The organism is Caulobacter sp. Root1472, assembly GCF_001426985.1.
Taxonomy (GTDB): Bacteria; Pseudomonadota; Alphaproteobacteria; order Caulobacterales; family Caulobacteraceae; genus Caulobacter; species Caulobacter rhizosphaerae.
The window spans coordinates 222239-244287 of record NZ_LMFX01000045.1 but is presented as its reverse complement, the minus strand read 5'-3'; the positions used below and the strand labels follow the sequence as shown (position 1 = coordinate 244287).

The 22049-nt window shown below is 69.7% G+C and carries 20 protein-coding genes; 8 read left to right on the top strand and 12 right to left on the bottom strand.

Features of this window, described 5'->3' with window-relative positions; genetic code table 11:
- Positions 1-73 precede the first annotated feature (73 nt).
- A complete protein-coding gene (gene rnr / locus ASD47_RS22535; protein ID WP_082564754.1) occupies positions 74-2407 on the top strand; it encodes a ribonuclease R in 2334 nt (777 codons plus the stop codon).
- 178 nt (positions 2408-2585) lie between these two features.
- Here the strand turns inward: rnr and ASD47_RS22530 are convergent, their stop codons facing one another.
- Together ASD47_RS22530 and ASD47_RS22525 are read right to left on the bottom strand one after the other, a co-directional pair.
- Complete coding sequence (locus ASD47_RS22530; protein ID WP_056761628.1) at positions 2586-3632, bottom strand: SGNH/GDSL hydrolase family protein; 1047 nt, start codon at positions 3630-3632, stop codon at positions 2586-2588.
- A gap of 26 nt (positions 3633-3658) precedes the next feature.
- A complete protein-coding gene (locus ASD47_RS22525; RefSeq protein WP_056761626.1) occupies positions 3659-4954 on the bottom strand; it encodes an amidohydrolase in 1296 nt (431 codons plus the stop codon).
- A gap of 200 nt (positions 4955-5154) precedes the next feature.
- Between ASD47_RS22525 and ASD47_RS22520 the strand changes: the two genes are divergently transcribed.
- The 4 genes from ASD47_RS22520 to ASD47_RS22505 all read left to right on the top strand — a co-directional run bounded on the left by ASD47_RS22520 (position 5155) and on the right by ASD47_RS22505 (position 7573).
- Positions 5155-5883, top strand: coding sequence for an NUDIX hydrolase (locus tag ASD47_RS22520; protein WP_056761623.1), 729 nt, complete (start codon positions 5155-5157; stop codon positions 5881-5883).
- A 124-nt stretch (positions 5884-6007) separates the two neighbouring features.
- A complete protein-coding gene (locus ASD47_RS22515) occupies positions 6008-6454 on the top strand; it encodes a DUF6265 family protein (RefSeq protein WP_056761620.1) in 447 nt (148 codons plus the stop codon).
- Between the two features lie 81 nt (positions 6455-6535).
- Positions 6536-6703: a 50S ribosomal protein L33 gene (gene rpmG / locus ASD47_RS22510; protein ID WP_010920317.1), complete on the top strand. Its 168-nt coding sequence runs from the start codon at positions 6536-6538 to the stop codon at positions 6701-6703.
- Positions 6704-6805: 102 nt separating this feature from the next.
- Complete coding sequence (locus tag ASD47_RS22505; RefSeq protein ID WP_056761619.1) at positions 6806-7573, top strand: glutaminyl-peptide cyclotransferase; 768 nt, start codon at positions 6806-6808, stop codon at positions 7571-7573.
- 96 nt (positions 7574-7669) lie between these two features.
- Here ASD47_RS22505 and ASD47_RS22500 read toward each other — a convergent pair whose 3' ends face one another.
- Both ASD47_RS22500 and divK read right to left on the bottom strand, forming a co-directional pair.
- Positions 7670-9034: a PleD family two-component system response regulator gene (locus ASD47_RS22500; protein ID WP_056761616.1), complete on the bottom strand. Its 1365-nt coding sequence runs from the start codon at positions 9032-9034 to the stop codon at positions 7670-7672.
- Positions 9035-9038: 4 nt separating this feature from the next.
- A complete protein-coding gene (divK, locus tag ASD47_RS22495; RefSeq protein ID WP_056761701.1) occupies positions 9039-9407 on the bottom strand; it encodes a cell-cycle response regulator DivK in 369 nt (122 codons plus the stop codon).
- Between the two features lie 122 nt (positions 9408-9529).
- On the opposite strand from divK, the gene ASD47_RS22490 reads away from it, so the two are divergent.
- On the top strand, positions 9530-10177 hold the full coding sequence (locus ASD47_RS22490; protein WP_056761614.1) for a hypothetical protein: 648 nt from the start codon (positions 9530-9532) through the stop codon (positions 10175-10177).
- Entirely contained in the window at positions 10174-11430 is a 1257-nt protein-coding gene (locus ASD47_RS22485) for a DNA polymerase IV (RefSeq protein ID WP_056761612.1), read from the top strand. The genes ASD47_RS22490 and ASD47_RS22485 overlap by 4 nt, the downstream gene beginning before the upstream one ends.
- 47 nt (positions 11431-11477) lie before the next feature.
- Here ASD47_RS22485 and rodA read toward each other — a convergent pair whose 3' ends face one another.
- From rodA to ASD47_RS22455, 6 genes are all read right to left on the bottom strand, one after another.
- On the bottom strand, positions 11478-12635 hold the full coding sequence (gene rodA / locus ASD47_RS22480) for a rod shape-determining protein RodA (RefSeq protein WP_056761609.1): 1158 nt from the start codon (positions 12633-12635) through the stop codon (positions 11478-11480).
- On the bottom strand, positions 12632-14677 hold the full coding sequence (gene mrdA / locus ASD47_RS22475) for a penicillin-binding protein 2 (protein ID WP_056761606.1): 2046 nt from the start codon (positions 14675-14677) through the stop codon (positions 12632-12634). Before mrdA ends, rodA begins: the two co-directional genes overlap by 4 nt.
- A 4-nt stretch (positions 14678-14681) precedes the next feature.
- Entirely contained in the window at positions 14682-15191 is a 510-nt protein-coding gene (locus tag ASD47_RS22470; protein WP_056761604.1) for a hypothetical protein, read from the bottom strand.
- A gap of 1 nt (position 15192) precedes the next feature.
- Entirely contained in the window at positions 15193-16368 is a 1176-nt protein-coding gene (gene mreC, locus ASD47_RS22465) for a rod shape-determining protein MreC (protein ID WP_056761601.1), read from the bottom strand.
- 49 nt (positions 16369-16417) lie between these two features.
- The gene (locus tag ASD47_RS22460) at positions 16418-17461 is read right to left on the bottom strand and encodes a rod shape-determining protein (protein ID WP_056761599.1); all 1044 of its coding nucleotides are present in this window, start codon (positions 17459-17461) and stop codon (positions 16418-16420) included.
- Positions 17462-17833: 372 nt separating this feature from the next.
- Positions 17834-18718, bottom strand: a complete 885-nt coding sequence (locus ASD47_RS22455) for a DMT family transporter (protein WP_056761596.1) — start codon at positions 18716-18718, stop codon at positions 17834-17836.
- 125 nt (positions 18719-18843) lie between these two features.
- On the opposite strand from ASD47_RS22455, the gene ASD47_RS22450 reads away from it, so the two are divergent.
- Positions 18844-19317 (top strand): hypothetical protein, encoded by a 474-nt coding sequence (locus tag ASD47_RS22450; RefSeq protein WP_056761594.1) that lies wholly within the window; start codon positions 18844-18846, stop codon positions 19315-19317.
- Between the two features lie 57 nt (positions 19318-19374).
- Here the strand turns inward: ASD47_RS22450 and ASD47_RS22445 are convergent, their stop codons facing one another.
- Together ASD47_RS22445 and ASD47_RS22440 are read right to left on the bottom strand one after the other, a co-directional pair.
- A complete protein-coding gene (locus ASD47_RS22445) occupies positions 19375-20961 on the bottom strand; it encodes a 2-isopropylmalate synthase (RefSeq protein ID WP_056761590.1) in 1587 nt (528 codons plus the stop codon).
- Positions 20962-21304: 343 nt separating this feature from the next.
- The gene (locus ASD47_RS22440) at positions 21305-22012 is read right to left on the bottom strand and encodes a TVP38/TMEM64 family protein (RefSeq protein ID WP_056761586.1); all 708 of its coding nucleotides are present in this window, start codon (positions 22010-22012) and stop codon (positions 21305-21307) included.
- Between the last annotated feature and the right edge of the window lie 37 nt (positions 22013-22049).

The window sequence follows — 22049 nt, the reverse complement described above, 5'->3', positions numbered from 1 at the left end:
CAGGACCGTCTTCATGGTCCCTGCGGACGCTTTCCCTTGGCCATCGCCCCCTTCGGCGCGTTAGACGAGGAGAATGGCCAAACCTCGCTCGCCCAAGTCGTCCAAGTTCCCCGCCGCCTCGCCCAAGGGCGGCAAGGTCGCCAAGCCGCCCGCCGGTCTGCCCGATCGCGAGACCCTGCTGGCCTTCCTGCGCGACGCCGGCGAGAGCGGCAAGGCCGACATCGCCCGCCACTTCGGCCTGAAGGGCGCGGATCGTCGGGCCCTGCGGGAGATGCTTCGGGCCCTTGAGGCCGACGGATCCCTGGGCAAGCGCGGTCGCCGGGGCTTCGCCGAAGCCGGCTCCCTGCCCCCTGTCGGCGTGGTCGACGTGGTCGAGCGCGACGCGGACGGCGACCTCTATGTGCGCCTGACGAAGGGCGGCGAGGACCTGCCCCAGGTGCGCCTGGCCCCCGGCAAGGGCGAGGCGGCCGGCGGCGCGCCGGGTCTGGGCGACCGCCTGCTGGTCCGCTTCGAGCAGCTGGAGAGCGGCGAGACCGAGGCGCGGCTGATCAAGCGGCTAGGCCAGAGCGCCCACAAGCTGCTGGGGGTGATCCGCAAGCACCGGCGCGAGACCCGGGTCGAGCCGGTCGACCGCAAGTCCAAGGAAAGCCTGCTGATCGACAACCAGGCGGCGGAGGGCCTGAAGGAGGGCGACCTGGTGCTGGCCCAGGTCAGCGGGGCCGGCGCCCGCTACGGGCCCAAGTTCGGCAAGATCCTGGAGGTGCTGGGCAGCGAGGACGACCCCCGCGCCGCCTCGCTGATCGCCATCCACAGCCACGGCATCCCCACCGGCTTCTCGGAAGAGGCCGAAGCCGAGGCGAGCGCGGCCCAGCCCCCGACCCTGGAGGGCCGCGACGACCTGCGCGACCTGCCGTTCGTGACCATCGACCCGGTGGACGCTCGCGACCACGACGACGCGGTCTACGCCCATCCTGATCCGGACGCCGGCAACGCGGGCGGCTGGGTGGTCTGGGTGGCCATCGCCGACGTCGCCGCCTATGTGCGCCCCGGTTCGGCCCTGGACCGCGACGCCCGCGAGAAGGGCAACAGCGTCTACTTCCCCGACCGGGTGGAGCCGATGCTGCCCGAGACCCTGTCCAACGGCCTGTGCTCGCTGCGCGAGGGCGAGAACCGGGCGACCCTGGCGGTGCGGATGGTGTTCGATGCCACCGGCCGCAAGAAGAGCCACAAGTTTGTGCGCGGCCTGATGCGCTCGGCAGCCAAGCTGTCCTACGAGCAGGCCCAGGCCGCCATCGACGGCGTCGCCCCGCCGGACGGCCAGGACGCCGACAAGGCCGGGCCGCTGCTGGACCCGATCCTGAAGCCCCTGTGGACCGCCTTCCGCCTGATGGGCAAGGGCCGCGAGGCCCGCTCGCCCCTGGCGATCGAGAGCGACGAGCGCCGCATCGTCATCCGCGAGGGCGAGATCCAGTCGATCACCCGCCGCGCCAGCCTCGAGGCCCACAAGCTGATCGAGGAGATGATGATCCAGGCCAACGTCTCGGCCGCCGAGACCCTGGAAGCCAAGCGCCTGCCGCTGATCTACCGGGTGCACGACACGCCCAGCCAGGAAAAGGTCATGAGCCTGGTCGAGTTCCTGCAGACGCTGGAGGTCAAGTGGTCCAAGGGCGAGGCCCCGACCACGGCGCGCTTCAACAAGCTGCTGGACGACACCCGCGAGAGCCCGCACGCGGCGATCATCAACGAGGTGGTCCTGCGCACCCAGATGCAGGCCCACTATTCCAGCGACAACCTGGGCCACTTCGGCCTGAACCTGGCCCGCTACGCCCACTTCACCAGCCCGATCCGCCGCTATGCCGACCTGATCGTCCACCGGGCCCTCATCCGCGCCCTGAACCTGGGGACCGACGGCCTGACCGACCAGGACATCAGCCAGATCAAGGACACCGCCGAGGTCATCACCCACGCCGAGCGCCGGGCCATGGCCGCCGAGCGCGACGCCACCGACCGCTACATCGCCGCCTTCCTGGCCGACCGCGTGGGGGCGACCTTCACCGGCCGGATCACCGGCGTCACGCGTTTCGGCCTGTTCGTGAAGCTGGACGAGACCGGCGCCGACGGCCTGGTCCCGGTCTCGACCCTGGGCGAGGAATATTTCGTCCACGACGACCGCATGCACGCCCTGGTCGGCGAGCGCACGGGCAAGCGCTTCCCGCTGGGCCTGGCGGTCGAGGTCAAGCTGCGCGAGGCCACGCCCGTGACCGGCGGCCTGCTGTTCGAGATGCTGACCGACGCCCTGCCGGTGGATCCGAAGGCGCCCCGGCCGAGGCTGGGCGTGCGGGCCCGCGCGCCGGTCAAGCCGCGCGGCGGCCTGCCGAAGGGCGTGCGGCGGGGGAAGCGGAAGTAGTTTCGGGAACCCTCTCCCAGAGGGAGAGGGAGGGGCCCGCCGCGCAGCGGTGGGAGGGTGAGGGGCTACACCCTCACCGATTTCACACGGCCGCTCTGCCGGCACGCCGTCGGACGGTTTACCCCTCACCCTCCCAAGCTTCGCTTGGGCCCCTCCCTCTCCCCATGGGAGAGGGTTCTCAGGGCAGGACCGTCCGCGCCGCCGCTTCCAGCCGATCGGCCATCATCGTCTGATCCGCGACCGACGGGTGCCAGTCGCAGGCGCTGAGGTCCATGCCGGTGATCCGCACCGGGGTCGCCAGGCCGGGAGTCTCGGCGTCGACCGCCTGGGCCACCGCATCGACATCGGCCGCGAAGCTGTCGCCGGCGATCAGCAGGAACTTCGCCTGAGGCTGGCGGCGGGCCAGGTCGTGGATGAAGCCGGCATAGGTCTTGCGGTAGTCGGCGTGCAGGGCGGCCTCGTCGGCCCAAGCCTCGCCCGCGGCGACGGGGGTGGAGAAGTCGTTGGTCCCCAGGCCGATGACGATCAGGTCGGGTCGCCACGGATCGGCCGGGTCGACGGCGGGCGCGGCCTGGCCGGGGATCAGGCGCGAATAGAGCACCGGCAGGGGCTGGCCGGGCGACGAGCCGCCATAGTTGCGCACCACGCCCCGGCCGGAGAAGGCGACGATCCGGTAGTCGGCGTCCAGCCGGCGCGACAGGATCGGGCCGAAGGTCAGGCTGGTGTCGGTCAGGTCGTGGATCTCGGCCTGGGTGCAGCTTCGCTTGGCGGAGCGCACGCCATAACCGACGGTGTGGGAGTCGCCGATGAACTCGATCTTGCGCGGACGGCCGGGCGGCGGAAGGGCCTGGCCGCCCCGGCCGACGGTGAAGCCCAGGAACCGGGCCGAGCCGCTCTGGCTCTCGGTCAGCTTGTCCACCCGCACGACGTGCTCGCCGGGGCCAAGATCGTCGAAACGCATGCGCGCGACGCCGGGCAGGTCCAGCTCGGTGCGGACCTTGCCGTCGATGCTGACCGCCAGGTGCTCAAGCTGCGGATCGGCGGCCACCTCGACCGAACGCCCGGTGAAGCGCCCCTCGAAATAGACGCCGGGCCAGCCGAACTCGTAACCGCCATCGGGCAGCGCCACGGTCCGGCCGCCGATATTGGGCGTCAGGGCGGTCTGGGCCGCGGCCGGGCTCGACAGCGCCAGGGCCGCGACGGCGGCGAGAAACAACGATCGCAAGCAGGTCTCCTTCAGGCGCGGGCGCGCTACTTCTTGGCCAGATAATCCAGCGCCAGCAAGACCTCGGCCTTCACTCCCGTCTCGAACACCGCCTCGTCGACATCGAAATAGGGCGAGTGGTTGGCGGGGGCGGTGGCGGCCGGCACGCTGGCCGGGCGGCCGCCCAGCTGGATGAACACCGCCGGGACTTTCTCGCCATAGCGCGAGAAGTCCTCGGCCCCGGTGACCAGGGCCGCCTGGTCGTCGACCTTGCCGGGCGAGGCCTGTTCCAGCACCGGCTTGATCCAGGCCGACAGCGCTGGGTCGTTGCGGGTGACCGGATAGGGCTGGGTGAACACCGCCTGGGCCTTGGCGCCGTAGCGCTCGCCGATGGCGGCCACGGTCTTCTGGACCTTGTCGATGACCTCGGCCCGGCGCTCGGCGTTGAAGGTGCGCAGGGTGCCGGTCATGGTCAGGTCCTCGGGGATGATGTTGTTGCGCACCCCCATGTTGATGGTCGCCACCGTCAGGACGGTGGGCGAGGCCCCGACATCGACCTGGCGGGCCGACAGCTGGTTGAAGGCCTGGACAATGTCGGCCGCGACGCTGGCCATGTCGACCCCGGCCCAGGGCCGCGCCCCGTGGGTCTGCTTGCCCTTGACGGTGATCGTCAGCCGGTCGGAGCCCGCATAGAAGCCGCCGGCCCGGTAGTTCAGGGCGTGGGCGTCGCCGGGACCGATGTGCAGGCCGAAGATGGCGTCGACCTTGGGGTGATCCAGGGCCCCGTCGCGGATCATCAGCAGCGCCCCGCCCTCCTCGCCGGCCTGGGAGCCCTCCTCGGCCGGTTGGAACAGCACCACGACCGTGCCAGGGATGTCGGCCTTCATCCCCGCCAGCACGGTGGCCGCGCCCAGCAGCATGGCCACGTGGGTGTCGTGGCCGCAGGCGTGCATGACCGGCAGGGTCTTGCCCTCCCACGGGGCCGTGACCTTGGAGGCGAACGGCAGGCCGGTCTTCTCCTCGACCGGCAGGGCGTCCATGTCGGCGCGCAAGGCCACCACCTTGCCGGGCTTGCCGCCCTTCAGCACGCCGACCACGCCGGTGCGGCCGACGCCCTCGCGGACCTCGAAGCCCAGGGCGCGCAGTTCCTTGGCCACCAGGGCGGCGGTGCGGACCTCCTGGTTGCCCAGTTCGGGATGCTCGTGGATGTCGCGCCGCCAGGCCACGACCTTGGGCTGGACGGCTTTGGCCGCGGCCGCCACCTGGGCGGTGGACGGCGCGGCCTGGGCGGCGGAGCCGATCAAGGCGGCGGCCAAGGCCAATCCCGAAACCCTTGCGAACATGGTCGTCCCCTCTTGTATCCCTGCCGGAGCTTGGGCGGCGGGGAGCTTGGCGGTCAAGCGAAGGGATGAGTTTGGGGACATGCCGCAAGGGCATGTCCCCGTCCCGGGCTGGGGACGCGCCCTCGCGGCGTGTCGCCGACAGTTCCCGCCTGCCGCCACGGATGGCTGGCGCCGGCGCGAGTCGGGTCTAAGCTCAGGAGATGGACGAGCCGATCGACGCCAAATTCGACACCCGCAACGACGGCGACGTCCGCGATCCGAACGCCGGCGTGCTGAAGCCGCGCCACGCCGCCACCCTGATCGTGGTCCGCGACGACGGCGACAGGCCGCGCCTGCTGATGGGCCGCCGCAACCGGGGCCTGGCCTTCATGGCCGACAAGTGGGTGTTCCCTGGCGGTCGGGTCGACCGAGGCGACTACGCCGCCCCCTCGGCCAGCGAGCTGTCGCCCGACACCGCCGCGCGCCTGGCCCTGGAGCCCCGCCATCCCAGCCCCGCCCGCCTGGCCCGCGCCCTGGCCCTGACGGCGGTGCGCGAGACCTTCGAGGAGACCGGCCTGCTGCTGGCCAAGGCCGCGCCCGTCCGGCCCGGCGCCGGGGCCTGGCGGCCGTTCCTGGCCCAGGGCGCCCTGCCCGACCTGGCGCCGCTGGCCTTCGTGGCCCGGGCCATCACTCCGCCCTACCGCACCCGCCGCTTCGACGCCCGGTTCTTCATGGCCCCCGCCAGCGCCCTTCTGAGCCTGGAGCGCCAGCCCGACTGCGGCGAGCTGGACGAGATCGGCTGGTTCGACTTCGACCAGGCCCGCGACCTGGACCTGCCCAACATCACCCGCTTCGTCGTCCACGAGGTCGCCCAGCGCCTGGCCGCCCCTGGACGGCCCGCCCCGTTCATGCGCTTCCTGCACGGGGCGCGGCAGTTGAGCTATCTGTGAGGCTTTCGGGCTCGCCCTCGTCCTTCGACAGGCTCAGGATGAGGGCTATTGTCGCGCTGAGCCAACATTCGAAATCATCCTGAGCCTGTCGAAGGACGAGGATTTCGCCCCAACGAGGCCGCCCATGCTCGCCCTGATCCTCGCCGCCCAGTTGTCAGGCCCGCCCGCCGCCATCGACCAGATGGCCTGGCTGAGGGGCTGCTGGATTCACGTCAAGCCGAACGGCGTGGTGGAAGAGCTGTGGACGGGCCCCGGCGGCGGCGTGATGCTGGGCCTGGGCCGCACGGTTCGCGACGGCCAGCTGCGCGAGTACGAATTCGTCCGCATCGTCGAGGCCGACGGGTCGCTGGCCTATGTCGCCGAGCCGTCCGGCCAGGCCAAGGCCACCTTCCCGCTCAAGAGCCTGACGGCGGACGAGGCGGTGTTCGAGGATCCGGCCCACGACTTTCCCCAACGGGTGATCTATCGCCGGCTGGGACCCGACGCCGTGACCGGCCGGATCGAGGGCCAGATCGGCGGCCAGGCCAAGGCCGTCGATTTCCCTTACAAACGATGTCCGACCGGCAATTGACTTTGCCCCGCCGATGAGTATGTTCCGCGCCTCTTATTTCGACCGCGTAGGGACCTGCGCGACCATCGCAGGGATTCGACCATGGCCAAACCGGCTTCCATCAAGATCCGCCTGAACTCGACGGCGGACACCGGCTTCTTCTACGTGACCAAGAAGAACGCCCGCACCAAGACCGAAAAGATGGTGCTGAAGAAGTACGATCCGGTCATCCGCAAGCACGTCGAATTCCGCGAAGGCAAGATCAAGTAGGTCTGCCGACCCTTCGTGATGCGACAAGACGCCCGGCCGCAAGGTCGGGCGTTTTTCTTTGCGCCATTCTTTCCACACACAAGCCAGGCTAAGGGTTTGGGGATGATGCGCCGGACCGTCCTGATCGCCCTTGTGAGCCTGCTGGCGGCCTGCGCGCCGCCCGGCCACGCCGCCACCCCGTCCTATGGCTACCAGGTGGTCCGCACCTATCCCCACGACCCCAACGCCTTCACCGAGGGCCTCTTCCTGCGCGACGGCTTCCTGTACGAGAGCACCGGACTGGAAGGCGCCTCGTCGATCCGCAAGATCGTGCTGGAGACCGGAAGCGTCGAGAATGAACGCTCGATCTCCAGCCAGTTCTTCGGCGAGGGCATCATCGACTGGAAGGACCGGCTGATCCAGCTGACCTGGAAGAACCAGGTCGGCTTCGTCTACGGGATCGACGATTTCGAGACCAAGGGCGAGTTCCGCTATCCCGGCGAGGGCTGGGCCCTGACCCGCGACGACACGCGGATCATCATGAGCGACGGCACCTCGCGCCTGCGGTTCCTGGATCCGGAGACCCTGAAGGAGACCGGCGGGATCACCGTCACCGACGAGGGCCGGCCGGTGGATCAGCTGAACGAACTGGAATGGGTCAAGGGCGAGATCTACGCCAACATCTGGCAGACCGACCGCATCGCCCGCATCGACCCGGCGACCGGCAAGGTGACCGGCTGGATCGACTTGGCGGGCCTGCTGCCGGACGCCGACCGGGCCCGGGCCGATGTGCTGAACGGCATCGCCTACGACGCCAAGGCCGACCGTCTGATCGTGACCGGCAAGCTGTGGCCGCGACTGTACGAGATCAAGCTGGTGCCGAAGCGGTAAGCTTCCGGGCGGGGACATGCCCTTGCGGCGTGTCCCCATGTCCCAGGCGCGGCGGTTGCTGACGGGGACACGCCGCAAGAGCATGTCCCCGACTGATCAGGCCGCCTTGCCCACCACGGCGTTGCGGCCCGACTTCTTGGCTTCGTACACCGCCTCGTCGGCGCGCTTGAGCAAGGCCTCGGGGGTGTCGTCGGGGCCGCTGGTGGCCGAGACGCCGACCGAGATCGTCACGGTCAGGAGCTCGCTGCCCTGGGCCACGCGGAACGGCGAGCCGGAGACGTGCATGCGGATCCGCTCGGCGATGCGCAGGGCGTCGGCCAGCTGGGTGTCGGGCATGATCACCGTGAACTCCTCGCCGCCGTAGCGGCAAGGCAGGTCGATGGCGCGGACATTGGACGCCAGGCGCAGGGCGAACTCGCGCAGCACCTCGTCGCCGACGTCGTGGCCGAAGCCGTCGTTGATCTTCTTGAAGTGGTCGAGGTCGATCAGCAGGGCCGCGACCGGGTCGCCGCCCAGGCCCGCGCGCTTGACCAGCGAGTCCAGCTGGCCGGTCATGTAGCGGCGGTTGTGCAGGCCGGTGAGCTGGTCGGTGACCGCCAGTTCCAGGCTGTAGTCGAGGTTCTGGCGCAGGTAGTCGGTGTAGCGCTTGCGCTGGATCTGGGTCTTGACCCGGGCGGCCAGTTCCTGCGGATCGATCGGCCGGGGCAGGATGTCGTTGATGCCGATCTCCAGCGCCTTGACGATGCGCGGACGCTCGTCCGGATCGACCATGGCCAGGATCGGCAGGTGGCGGGTGCGCTCGTCCGAGCGCAGGGCGGCGGCGAAGCGCAGGCCGTCGAAGCCCTTGGCGGCGGCGTTGATGATCACCAGGTCCACCGGCCCGCCGGCGCTGATCTGGGCCTTGGCGGGGTCGGATTCGATGACAGGGCGGTGCTCGACCGCAAGCTCGGCGGCCACGCGCTGGGCCTGGCGCTCGTTGTCGTCGACCACCAGCACCCGGCCGCCCAGGCCGTCCAGCCGTGAGGCGGCGCCGGCGATCACGCCAATGCGCCGGCCCGAGGCCTCGCGCTGGCGCAGTTCGTCGATCACCAGCTTGAAGCGGGTCAGGCTGCGCACCCGGGCGAACAGCATGACGTCGTCGATCGGCTTGGTCAGAAAGTCAGAGGCGCCGGCCTCCAACCCCTGGATGCGGTCGGCGCGGCCGTCCAGGGCCGTGACCAGCACCACGGGGATGTGGCGGGTGGCGGGATCTTCCTTGAGCCTGCGGCAGACGGTGAAGCCGTCCATGCCGGGCATCATCACGTCCAGCAGGATGACGTCGGGCAGTTCGTCCGCCGCCAGGGCCAGGGCCGTGGGGCCGTCATAGGCGACGGAGACCTGATAATATTCAGCCGACAGCTTGGCCTCGAGCAGGCGGACATTGGCCTCGATGTCGTCGACGACCAGGATGCGCGCGCTCACGGCCCTACCTCTCCAGCAGCCGGCGGATGGTTTCCAGGAAGTGCGACACCGAGATGGGCTTGGAAATATAGGCCTCGCAGCCGCCCTCGCGAATCCGCTCCTCGTCGCCCTTCATGGCGAACGCCGTCACGGCGACGACGGGGATATGGGACAGATCGTCGTCCTCTTTCAGCCACTTGGTGACCTCCAGGCCGGAGATCTCGGGAAGCTGGATGTCCATCAGGATCAGGTCCGGACGGTGCTCGCGGGCGATCGACAACGCCTGCAGGCCCTCGCGGGTCTGCAGGGTCTCATAGCCCTGGGCTTCGAGCAGGTCATGAAAGAGTTTCATGTTCAGCTCGTTATCCTCGACGATGAGGACCTTCTTCGTCATCCTGACCCCGACCATTCCGGTCCGTGGCGATGCGTGAGGGATTCGCGTCGCTTCTGGATTCCAGATCGCACGAATATCCTTAAGCCCGCGCTAATCGCGTTTACCTTGACCGATCGCAGATCATGGAACCCTGTCCTTCCGACCTTCAGGCCTGCACCGTGCGCCCGGATACGCCGCTGGTCATCGTCGATGTCGACGAGGTCCTCGCGCGCTTCATGCATGGATTCGGAACGTTCATCGGGCGCCATGGGTTCGAACTGCGGGTCGACCGCTTCGCCCTGTTCCAGAACATCTACCGCCCGGGCGAGACCGAGCACCTGGACCTGATCGCCGGCCGGGCGCTGTTCGACGACTTCTTCCGCGACGGGGCCGACGACCTGCTGCCCGCCGAGGGCGCGGCAGACGCCCTGGCCGACCTGTCCGCCCGGGCCGACGTGGTGATCCTGACCAACGCTCCCGAGCACGGCCGCCAGTCGCGCATCCGCTGGCTGAAGACCCACGGCTTCGACTATCCGCTGGTGATCAACAGCGGCCCCAAGGGGCCGTCGGCGGCGCACCTGTCCGAGCGCACGGCCTCGCCGTCGGTGTTCATCGACGACCTGCTGCCGCAGCTGAACTCGGTGGCGGACAGCGCGCCGTGGGTGAGCCGCTTCCAGATGGTGGCCGACGAGCGCCTGCGCCCCCTGGCCCCCTCCGATCCCGAGCGGCACGCCCGCATCGACCTTTGGCCGGACCTGAAGGCCGCGATCGAGCGCAAGCTGTTCCCATGAAAGTTCTCTGCCGCGACTGCCTGGCCACGGGCGAGACCAAGGTCTCGCGCTGCCCGGCCTGCGGGTCGCCACGCGTCGTCTTCCACGAGGAACTGGGCCGGCTGAGCATGGCCCACATGGACTGCGACGCCTTCTACGCCTCGGTCGAGAAGCGCGACGATCCGTCGCTGCGCGACAAGCCGGTGATCGTCGGCGGCGGCAAGCGCGGGGTGGTGACCACGGCCTGCTACATCGCCCGCATGAGCGGCCCGCGCTCGGCCATGCCGATGTACAAGGCGCTGAAGCTGTGCCCCGACGCGGTGGTCATCAAGCCCAACTTCGCCAAGTACAAGCACGAGAGCCGGCGGATCATGGCCAAGCTGGAGGCGCTGACGCCCCTGGTGCAGCCACTGTCGCTGGACGAGGCCTGGATCGACCTGTCGGGCACCGAGCGCCTGCACGGCGCCCCGCCGGCGGTGATGCTGGCCCGGGTCCAGCGCGAGATCGAAGCCGAGGTGGGCATCACCGTCTCGATCGGCCTTGCGCCCAACAAGTTCCTGGCCAAGATCGCCTCGGAACTGGACAAGCCGCGCGGCTTCTCGGTGATCGGGGCGACGGGGATCGCCGAGTTCCTGGCCCCCCGGCCCGTGTCGATCCTGCCCGGCGTCGGCCCGGCCACGGTGACGGCCCTGGCGTCGGAGGGCCTGCGCACGGTCGGCGACATCGCCCGCGCCGACCTCAAATGGCTGGTCAAGGTGCTGGGCTCGGGCGGGCTGCGGCTGCACCACCTGGCCCACGGGCGCGACACGCGGATGGTCGATCCCGACCAGGAGCGCAAGACGATCAGCGCCGAGACCACCTTCAACGACGACCTCTACAAGCGCGAGGACCTCGAAGACGAGCTGTGGCCGCTGTGCGAGAAGGTCGCCCGGCAGGCCCGGGCGGGCGGGGTGGCGGGCCGCGTGGCGACGCTGAAGCTGCGCACGCCGGACTTCAAGATCCACACCCGCCGCCGCACCCTGGCGGTGCCGACCCAGACGGCCCGCACCCTGTTCCAAGTGGCCCGGGAGCTGCTGGCGGCGGAGCCTCGCGGCCTGCACTACCGCCTGATCGGCGCCGGCCTGACCGACTTCGTCCCCGCCGAGGGCGCGGCCGACGACTTCTTCGCCGGCGACGAGCGCAGGGCGCTGAAGAGCGAGACGGTGATCGACGGCCTGCGGGGCAAGTTCGGGGCGGGAGCGGTGGTGACCGGGCGGGCGCTGAAGGGGAAGTGAGGAAGGCCCCCTTCCCTCCCCCTTGCGGGGAGGGAAAGAACCGGCGGCTACATCAGCGAACCCTTGCCGCTGGTCACCTCGGTATAGCGGTGCACCCGCACGGCCTGGACGAGTCCGAAGCCGATCATCACCGTCAGCATGACGGTGCCGCCGTACGACAGCATCGGCATCGGCACGCCCACCACCGGGGCCATGCCCATGACCATGGCGCCGTTGATCAGCACGTACAGGGCGAAGGTGGCGGTCACGCCCGCCGCCGACAGCCGGCCGAAGTGGCTGTGGCTGATCGAGGCGATGCGCAGGGCCATGAAGATCGCCACGCCGTACAGGAACAGCACGCTGACGCAGCCGACGAAGCCGAACTCCTCGGCCAGGGTGGCGAAAATGAAGTCGGTCTGCTTCTCGGGCAGGAAGTTCAGCTGGCTCTGCGAGCCCAGGCCCCAGCCCTTGCCCAGCAGACCGCCCGAGCCCAGGGCGATCTTCGACTGCATGATGTGGTAGCCGTTGCCCGACGGGTCCTTCTCCGGATCCATGAAGGTCAGGATGCGGTTGCGCTGGTAGTCGTGCAGCACGAAGAAGATGAACGGCGGCAGCGCGGCCAGCACGCCCACCGCCCCGACGACGATCAGGCGCAGCGACAGCCCCGCCAGCACCATCACCGCCAAACCCGGCAGGGCGATCAGCATCGCCGTGCCCAGGTCGGGCTGGTGGGCCACCAGCAGCACCGGCGCGCCGATCAGGGCGGCGGGTATCAGCAGCTTCCATGACAGCCGGGCGCTGTCGGCCGACAGGCCGTGATAGTAGCGGGCCAGGGCCAGGACCACGCCGATCTTCATGATCTCGGACGGTTGGAACCGCACCGGCCCCACGGCCAGCCAACGCTGGGCGCCCAGCGAGGAGTCGCCGACCAGGGCGACGGCCACCAGCAGCAGCAGGCCGACGCCATAGATCGGATAGGCCAGGCTGAACCAGACGCGCAGGTCGACCAGGGCCAGGCCGATCATCAGGATGAAATAGATGCCGAACCGCAGCAGGTGCTTGTCGGCCCAGGGCTCCCACGAGCCGCCGGCGATCGAGAACAGCATCAGGGCGCCGGCCCCGGCGATCAGGGCCAGGACCACACACAGGGTCCAGTCGATCTCCGTGAACTTGATGATCGGCCGATCGCGTTCGCCAGGCCGGCTGAGGCCGCCGCTGAGGGTCATCGGGGAACTCCGGGGGCGGGAGACGCAGGAACAGTCGGGACGGCGGTCGTCGGCGCCGTCCCGACGGTAGGATCGTCGGGCGCGGCGCCCTCGACAGAACCGTCGGGGGCGGCTTCGACCGGCTCGGCCGGCAACGGCATGGGCCGCTCGATGCGGGCCCGGATCTCGGGGTCCTTCAGCAGGGCCACGCGCATCACCTCGCGGGCCCGCGGGGCCCCGGCGGTGGCGCCGCCCAGGCCGCCGTGCTCGACGATGACGGCCACGGCGTAGCGCGGGTCGTCATAGGGCGCGAAGGCCACGAACAGGTTGTGGTCCTTGAGCTTCCACTGGACGCTGGCGCTGTTGCGGCTCTTGACCTTGTCATAGCTGCGGACCTGCGCCGTGCCAGTCTTGCCGGCCATCTGCACGTCGCCCAGCCCCAGCTGGCTCTGGCGATAGGCGGTGCCGCGCACGTCGTTGGCCACGGCCGCCATGCCGCCGCGCACATAGGCCAGGTGCTCCATCGAGAATGGCAGGTCGGGCACCGCCGCACCGCTGGGCTGCTCGACGCCGCCCACCGACTTGATCAGGCGCGGGTTGAGCGCCTTCTTGCCGTTGGCCAGGCGCGAGGTCATCACCGCCAGCTGCAGGGCGTTGACGCTGAGCGCCCCCTGGCCGATGCCGTAGCTGGGGGTTTCGCCCGGAAACCAGATCTGGTTGGCCGGATTCTTCTTGAAGGCCCGCTTCTTCCATTCGCGGTCGGGAACCAGGCCCTTCTTCTGGCCCGGAATGCCGATGTCGAACGTGCTGCCGAAGCCCATGGCCCGCGCGGCGCTGGCGATGGCGTCGGGCCCGATCTTCAGCGAGGTCTGATAGAAATAGATGTCGCACGAGTTCTTGATCGCCTCGTGCAGGTTCTGCGAGCCGTGGCCGCCCTTCTGCCAGCACCGCCAGGTCCGCCCGCCGTAGTACCAGCTGCCGCCGCAGCTGACGCGGACCTCGGGATCGATCCCCGCGGTCAGGGCCGCCAGCCCGACGGTCGGCTTGAAGGTCGAGCCCGGCGGGAAGGTGCCGTTCAGCACCTTGTCCAGCAGCGGCTTGCGCTCGTACTCGGCCAGGGCCTTGTACTCAGGTCCCGACAGGCCCTTGACGAAGCGGTTGGCGTCGAAGCTGGGGGCCGAGACCATGGCCAGCAGGTCGCCGTTGCGGATGTCCATGACGACGATCGCGCCGCTTTCGTCGCCCATCACCTCCAGGGCGCGGTTCTGGATGTCGGCGTCCAGGGTCAGGCGCACTTCCTTGCCGGGCGTGGCCGGGATGTCGCCCTCGGGGTCCAGGCGCACGACGCGCCCCTGGGCGTCGACCTCGGCCTTGGTGGCGCCGGGACGGCCGCGCAGGTCGCGGTCGAGGGACTTCTCGATGCCGGCCTTGCCGATCCGGAAGCCCGGATGGTGCAGCAGGTCCTGGTCCTGGGTCGGGTCGTCCTTGGCCTTCTCCAGGTCGCGGTCGGAGACCTTGGCGACATAGCCGATCACGTGGGCAAAGGCCCCGCCGAACGGATAGACCCGCACCTCGCCCATGTCGGCCGTCACCCCCGGCAGCTCCGGGGCGCGGATGTTGACGCGGGAGAACTCCTCCCAGGTCATGTCCTCCATCACCGCCACCGGGGCCTTCTTGGGCGCGCGGGCGATGTCCTTGACCAGGCGGGCGCGGCGCGCGGCGTCGATCGGCACCAGCAGGGCCAGGTCGTCGAGGGCGGTCTCGACGTCGAAGTCCTTGGAGTCCTTGCTGACCATCAGGCGGAAGTTCGGCCGGTTGGAGGCCAGGGCCACGCCGTTGCGGTCCAGGATCAGGCCGCGCGGCGGCGGGGTGAGGCGGTAGTTGAACTGGTTGCCGGCCGAGAGCTTCTGGTAGCGCTGGGCCTCGACCAGCTGCAGCTGGGCCAGGCGGCCGCCCAGGGCCATCAGGCCGCCGCCGGCCAGGCCGCCCATCAGGAACGCGCGGCGGTGGAACACCCCCTGCCGCTCGTTCACCTCGAAGAACATGATCGACGGTTCGCTCATGGCGTCACCGGAACCGAACGTCCGCGTCCTCGAACCGGTCGATCAGCCGGTGGGCGAACGGGAACAACAGGGTCGTCACCAGGAACTGCCAGAAGACGGCCAGCAGGCTGGGCATGGCCAGGCTATCGAGCATGCTGAACAGGAAACCGCCCGCCATGGCGATGGCGGTGACGCCGGCGAACCAGGCCCACATCACGGGCTGGCTCTGACCGGTCACCATGCTTCGCCCGGCCAGGGCGGTGGCGTAGGCGACCAGCAGCGACAGGCCCCACAGGCCGGTCGGCCCGCCCCAGAACATGTCCAGGAACAGGCCCAGCGCCAGCAGGGCGAACGGCGCCAGGATCGAGGGCCGGATCAGCGCCCAGGCGAAGGCCGGGACCATGGCGAACACCGGCTCGGGCAGCTGCAGGCCGAAGATGCGGATCGGCGCGGCGAAGACGATCGTCGCCAGCACGCACAGCACGGCGGGCGCGCCCAGCCACAGGCCGGGGTGCAGAGGCCGGGCGCCGCCCACGCTAGATCTCCCCGCCGGGCCGCTGGGCCGGGGCGGGCGCGGAGGTCGCCGGCTTGGGCGTCACGGGCTTGGGCGTCACGGGCTTCGGGGTCGATGCGGCCAGCGGCTTGGCCGTCGCCGGCGAGGTGGTGGCGGCAGGCTTGGCCGGGGTGGTCGCCGTCGTCGGAGTCGTTGTCGCCTGGGCGGCCGGGGCGGCGCCGGACGCCGTGGGCGCCGCGCCGGCCTGGGCGGCCGGCTTGGGCGGGGTGGCCACCGGGCCCAGGATCGACACGTCGGGATCCTCGGTGGTGACGGGCGGCAGGCTGCGGGTCAGCAGGGCCTTCTGGTCGGCCAGCTGGGCGAAGTCCTTGAACAGCAGGATGCGGACATAGTCGATGGCCGCGTCGTCGGCGAACAGCACCACCCGCCAACGGCCGTCCAGGCCCTTGACGGCCGCGCCGACGGGCAGGCCGCGCGGCACCACCCCGCCGTCGCCCGAGGTGACGACCCGGTCGCCTTCCTTGATCGGATCGGGGCCGCGCAGATAGTCCAGCTTCGGATTGGGACCGCCGTCGCCGGTCAGGATGGCGCGGGCGTTGGTACGGTCGACCATCACTGGCGTGCGCGAGGCGATGTCGGTCAGCAGCAGCACCCGGCTGGCTCCACGAGCGACGCCGACCACCCGGCCGACCAGGCCGCGCTCGTTCATCACCGGATTGCCGACCACAACGCCCTTCTCCGAGCCGGAGTCGGCCAGGCGGGTGTTGGCGAACGGGCCGCGAGTGTCGGCGACCACGCGGGCGGCGACCATCGGGATCGGCGGATCGGTGCGCAGGCCCAGCAGCGAGCGGTAGCTCTGGTTCTTGTCGACCTCGGCCAGGTACATGTCGCGATAGCCGCGCATCTCCTTCAGCTCGGCCTTCAGCTTGCGGTTCTCCGACGCGGTGAAGAAGTAGCTGCTGACGAAGTCGACGCCCAGGCCGGTCCAGCGCCCGGGCGCGGCGATCACGCCGCTGACCGGCTTGGACACCGTGTCGACCGTCTGTCGGGTGACGCCGTAGGCCTGTTGCTGCAGGGTCTCGCGCCGGTCGGCCAGCAGGAAGGCCACCGCAATCACGACCGCGACGATCAACGCCACGGCCGCGGTCCAGGTAAGCGGCACTTTCAGGTCGCCGAGCGGACCTTCGCGAAAGGGCACGTACGCGTTCTCCCGACGCCCCCCGCGGCGTCCGACTTAAGTTAGGCGCCTAGGCGAGAGTCGATTCAAGAACGCCCTTCATCCACTTGGGATGCTCGAGCACCTTGCCGCAGCCCAGGGCGACGCACGACAGCGGATCGTCGGCCACGGTGACCGGCAGGCCGGTGTGGTCGCGGATCTCGGCGTCCAGGCCGCGCAGCAGCGCGCCGCCGCCGGTCAGCATGATGCCCTTGTCGGCGATGTCGCTGGCCAGTTCGGGCGGGGTGGCTTCCAGGGCGACCTTCACCGCCTCGACGATCTGCCCGACGGGCTCGGCCAGGGCGTCGGCGGCCTGCTTTTCGCTGATGCGCACTTCGCGCGGCACGCCCTGCATCAGGTCGCGCCCCTTCACGTCGATCGACAGGCCTTCGCCGTCGGCGGGCGCGCGGGCGGTGCCGATTTCCTTCTTGATGCGCTCGGCGGTGGTCTCGCCGATCAGCAGGTTATGGTGGCGGCGCATGTAGCTGATGATCGCCTCGTCCATCTTGTCGCCGCCGACCCGGACGCTGCGCGAATAGACGATGCCCGACAGCGACAGCACGGCCACCTCGGTGGTGCCGCCGCCGATGTCGACGACCATCGAACCGGTCGGCTCGTGGATCGGCAGGCCGGCGCCGATCGCCGCGGCCATCGGCTCGTCGATCAGGCCGACGCGGCGGGCGCCGGCGTTTAGGCAGCTGTCGTTGATGGCGCGACGCTCCACGGCGGTGGCGCCCGACGGCACGCAGACGATCACCTTCGGGTTCACGAAGCCCTTGCGGTTGTGAACCTTGCGGATGAAGTACTTGATCATCTCCTCGGCCACTTCGAAGTCGGCGATGACCCCGTCGCGCATCGGGCGGATGGCTTCCATGTGGCCCGGCGTGCGCCCCAGCATCTGCTTGGCCTCGATCCCCACCGCATGGACGATCTTGCGGCCGCCCACGTTGCGCAGCGCGACCACCGACGGCTCGTTCAGCACGATGCCCTTGCCCTTCTGGTAGATCAGGGTGTTGGCGGTGCCCAGGTCGATGGCGATGTCGTTGGAGATGACGCCGAAGAGGGAAGAAAACATTGAAAGCCCTGACTGAGGGATAGGGGGGCGAAGCGGCTGGAGGTCGTTCGAAACAGAAGGCGGCGGATAGACGAAACGGAGCCGTTTGTGTCGGCGGACCGACGAAGGCGAAGGGGAAAGATGGCTCCTACTTCAATTCCAAAAGAGGACAACATGATTCCCGCGAATTGCGGGTTTTGTCCCATTGACCAGCGCCTGCCGCACGACGGGAGCGCAGGCTCCCGCCGCGCCGTCGCCTGACTGCCACAAAGCTGCCGACGAAGCCCGTTTGCCCTGCGAAAGCGTTGATTTCAAGGTCTATTACAGACCCTGCCCCACCTGTTTTCGCAGAACGGCGGCGCCGGGCGTTTCATCGCAGAAACATGGCCTTTTCTAGCCGAGCGCGGCCATGGCCACGCCGGCCGCCGCGATCAGGCCGAAGATCATCTGGACGGCGGTCAGCCTTTCGGCGAACAGGCGCCGGCCGGCGAGCGCGGCGATCGGCGCCTCGATCACCCCGACCGCCCTCACCTGCCCGGCCGGCGCCAGGGCCAGGGCGATGAACCAGCCGGCCGAAGCCGCCGCGCCCCAGAACCCAGCGCCCAGCGACCGTCGCCAGGCCTTGGCCACCGCGACCAGGGCGGCGCGATCGCCGACCGCCAGGTAGAGGGTCAGGGCCAGGGTCTGGACGATCTGCACGGTCATCAGGGTGACCACCGCGGCGAAGATCGGATGTACCGGCTCCAGCGCGTGACCGGCCTGGCGGAAGGCGTTCAGGCAGAAGCCGAACGCCAGTCCCGACAACAGGGCGTAGAGGGCGCCGCTGATCGGCTTCTCGCCGGAGGCCCCCGCGCGCGGCCAGGTGACCACCAGCAGGGCCGCGCTGGCCAGGGCCACGCCGGTCCAGCCCACCGCGCTCAGCTGCTCGCCATAGACCACCAGGCCCAGCAGGGCCGCCAGCGGGATCGAGCTCTGCTGCACGGCCGTGGCCACGGCGAACCCGGCCCGGCGCATGGCCACTAGCAGGGCGGCCGTGGCGGCGATCTGGCTAGCCCCGCCCAGCAGGGCCGCCGCCCAGAAGGCGGGCGTCGCATGCGGATGCTCGCCGCGGGTCAGGGCGAAGGCGAGGCCCACGAACACCGCCGTGAACGGCAGGCCGAACAGGAACCGCACCAGGGTCGCGCCCCAAGGGCCCGTATCGCCCATCACCGAGCGCTGGGCGGCGTTGCGGGCGACCTGGGCGAACGAGGCGGCGATGGTGATCGGGATCCAGATCATGACCGTTCCTTATGCCGCCCTTATGCGGGCGGGCTGTTTGCGAATGGAGGCCTTAGGCCTCCTGGGCGCACACCCTGGCGGTCGGCGCGTCCGGTGACGGGTCCGACCAGCTTGAGGTTTCGACCATGTCGTCCCATCCGTTCCGCCAGGCCGCGCGGCTCCTGCTCGGCGTTCCGACCGACGGGATCCACCACACGCTTGGGCGCATGCTCGCCCTGGCCCAGGCGACGCCCCTGTGCTTCGTGGCGGTGACCGGGCCGGACGCCGGCGAGGCGATGAGCGTGCTGTGGCGACGCGGCTACGACCGGGTGGAGGCGGCCCGCCGGGCCACTTGCCGGGCCGCCGACGAGCAGAGCGACGTGCTGCTGGTGGTCGGTTGCTCGACGATCGCAGACGCGCGCGCCGCGGCGGCTTCCACGGCGGCCATGCTCCGTCCGGGCGGGGCGATGGTCATCGACGCCGGCGCGTTCCTGGACCAGGAGCCGCGCCGGGCGCTCGGCGAGGATCTGCGGGCCCTGGGGCTGGAGGTCGAGCCGCAGGCGCACCTGTCGGCCGAACTGCTGGCGACCCGGCCGCTCTCCAAGCGCGAAGCGGCTTAGGGGCGGGTTGAGGGGATTGGGGACAGGCGCATGTGCCTGTCCCCGTCCGTCGTAACCCTAGAACCCGCTGGCGATCGCCGCTTCGGGCCGGCCCTTTTCCTTGCGCGCCATGAGGTTGTTCAGGGCGTTCACATAGGCCTTGGCCGAGGCGGTCAGGGTGTCGGTGTCGGCGGCCTGGCCGGTGGCGATGCGGCCGTCTTCTTCGAGGCGGACCGAGACCTGGGCCTGGGCGTCGGTGCCCTCGGTCACCGCGTGCACCTGGAACAGGCGCAGGGCGGCCTGATGCGGCACGATCTGCTGGATGGCGTTGAAGACGGCGTCCACCGGACCGTCGCCCGAGGCCTCCGAGGTCTTGACCTCGCCGTCGACTTCCAGGGTCAGTTCGGCCGACTGGCCGTCAGTGCCGGCCACCACCCGCAGGCGCTGGACGCGGATGCGTTCCGAGCCGCGCGCCAGGGCGTCGTCGACCAGGGCGATGATGTCGTCGTCGTAGACGTGCTTCTTGCGGTCGGCCAGGTCCTTGAAGCGACCGAAGGCCTCCTTCAGGGCGTTCTGGCCCAACTCGTAGCCCAGGTCCTTCAGCTTGGCGCGGAAGGCGTGGCTGCCCGAGTGCTTGCCCATGACCAGGCTGGACGGCGCCTGGCCGACCGATTCCGGGGTCATGATCTCGTAGGTCTCGCGGTTCTTCAACATCCCGTCCTGGTGGATGCCGCTTTCATGCGCGAAGGCGTTCTTGCCGACGATGGCCTTGTTGTACTGCACCGGGAAGCCGGTGATGGCCGAGACGTAGCGGCTGGCGCGGGTGATGTGGGTGGTGTCGATCTTGGTCTCGAAGGGCAGCTTGTCGCCGCGCACCTTCAGGGCCATCACGATCTCTTCCAGCGCCGCATTGCCGGCCCGCTCGCCCAGGCCGTTGATCGCGCACTCGATCTGCCGCGCCCCGCCCTGCACGCCGGCCAGGCTGTTGGCCACGGCCAGGCCCAGGTCGTTGTGGCAGTGGGTCGAGAAGATCACCTTGTCGGCGCCCTCGACATTGTTGACCATCCAGCTGAACAGGTCGGCGTATTCGGACGGATAGGTGTAGCCCACCGTGTCGGGCAGGTTGATCGTGGTGGCGCCGGCCTTGATGGCGGTCTCGATGGCGCGGCGCAGGAACTGGCGGTCGCTGCGGGTGGCGTCCTCGGCCGACCACTCGACGTCGTCGCGCAGGTTACGGGCGTGGCCGACCGAGCGGGCGATCACGTCGATGACGGCGTCCGGCTCCATCTGCAGCTTGTGCTTCATGTGCAGGTCGCTGGTGGCGATCACCACGTGGATGCGGCCGCGCTGCGTGCCCTTCAGGGCCTCGGCGCAACGGTCGATGTCGACCTGGTGAGCGCGGCACAGGCCGGCGATGGTGGAGTTCTTGACGATCTTGGCGATCTCGCGAACCGCCTCGAAGTCGCCGTTCGAAGCGATCGGGAAGCCGGCCTCGATGACGTCGACCCCCATCTCCTCGAGGATCTTGGCCAGTTCCAGCTTTTCGTCGTGCGACATCGAGGCGCCGGGCGACTGCTCGCCGTCGCGCATGGTGGTGTCGAAAATGACGACGTTGTCGCGCTTGTCGAAGGCGCCGGCGGATACGCCAGAAGAAGGGGGGGTCATGGGTCTACTCGTCGGAAGGTGTCTGCGTGGGGCCAGGTCTGACCTTTGGGGCGGCGGGTTCAGTCATCCCCTGCGCGCCCGGCCACGACGAAGCGCGGCCCCTAGAGCGCCCAGGGGTTGGTAAGCCGAAGCGAAAGCAGTTGGCGCGCGACGTTCATGAGTTGCTTTCTACACAGCAGGCCCAAAGCCAGCAAGCATTTTGCGTTAATCGCGCGATTGGCCGCACGCCACGCAACTTTCGACCAAGGACACTTGTCGGTTGAGGAAAGCCGTGGCGGCGGAGCGGAGATCGGCGCGTCAAACGACCCCGCCAGGCCGCCTCGGACGGCGCGAACCGCCCCGCCTACTCCGCCGCCTCGCGCTTCTTGAGCCAGGCGCGGGCGACGAGGCCGGCGGCGATCCAGACCAGCACGGCCACCACCAGCATGACGATGTGCCGCTGGCCGCCGCCCTTCAGCGCCTGGACGATCGAATTGCCGGCGAAGGCGGTCAGGGCGATCTTCGGGATGATGCCGATGGCGGTGCCGGCCGCGAAGTCGAACACCTTCATCGGCGTGACGCCCGCCGCCATGTTGACCACGATGAACGGCGCCGACGGCACCAGCCGGACGATCAGGCTGGCCAGGAAGCCGTTCTTGCCGATCAGCCTCATGAACTTGGCCACGCCGTCGCCGGCCAGGTCCTGCAGCAGCCGACCGCCGAACGTGCGTCCCAGCCAGAACCCGACCAGGGACGAGACCAGGGTGCCGATCCAGCTGTAGGCGAAGCCGGTCCAGGGCCCGAAGGCGACCACCGCCGCGGCGATCAGCACGAACTGCGGCACGCCGATGAAGGCCAGGACCGCGAAGGCGCCGACCGCGACCGGCAGGGCCCAGGGCCCGTGGGCGGCGCTCAGCCATTGCTCGACCGTGACCTCGCCGTTCAGGCCCAGAAGTTGGGCCCCGAACAGGAAGACCACGCCGACGCCGCCAAACAGCACGAACGACACCGCGACCGTTCGCCAGGCCCGGGCGTCCATGTTGGTGAAGAAGTGGATCAGGCGACGAAGCATCCGCCTGCCTCGCCCATGCCCCAGGCGCGGTCAAGAG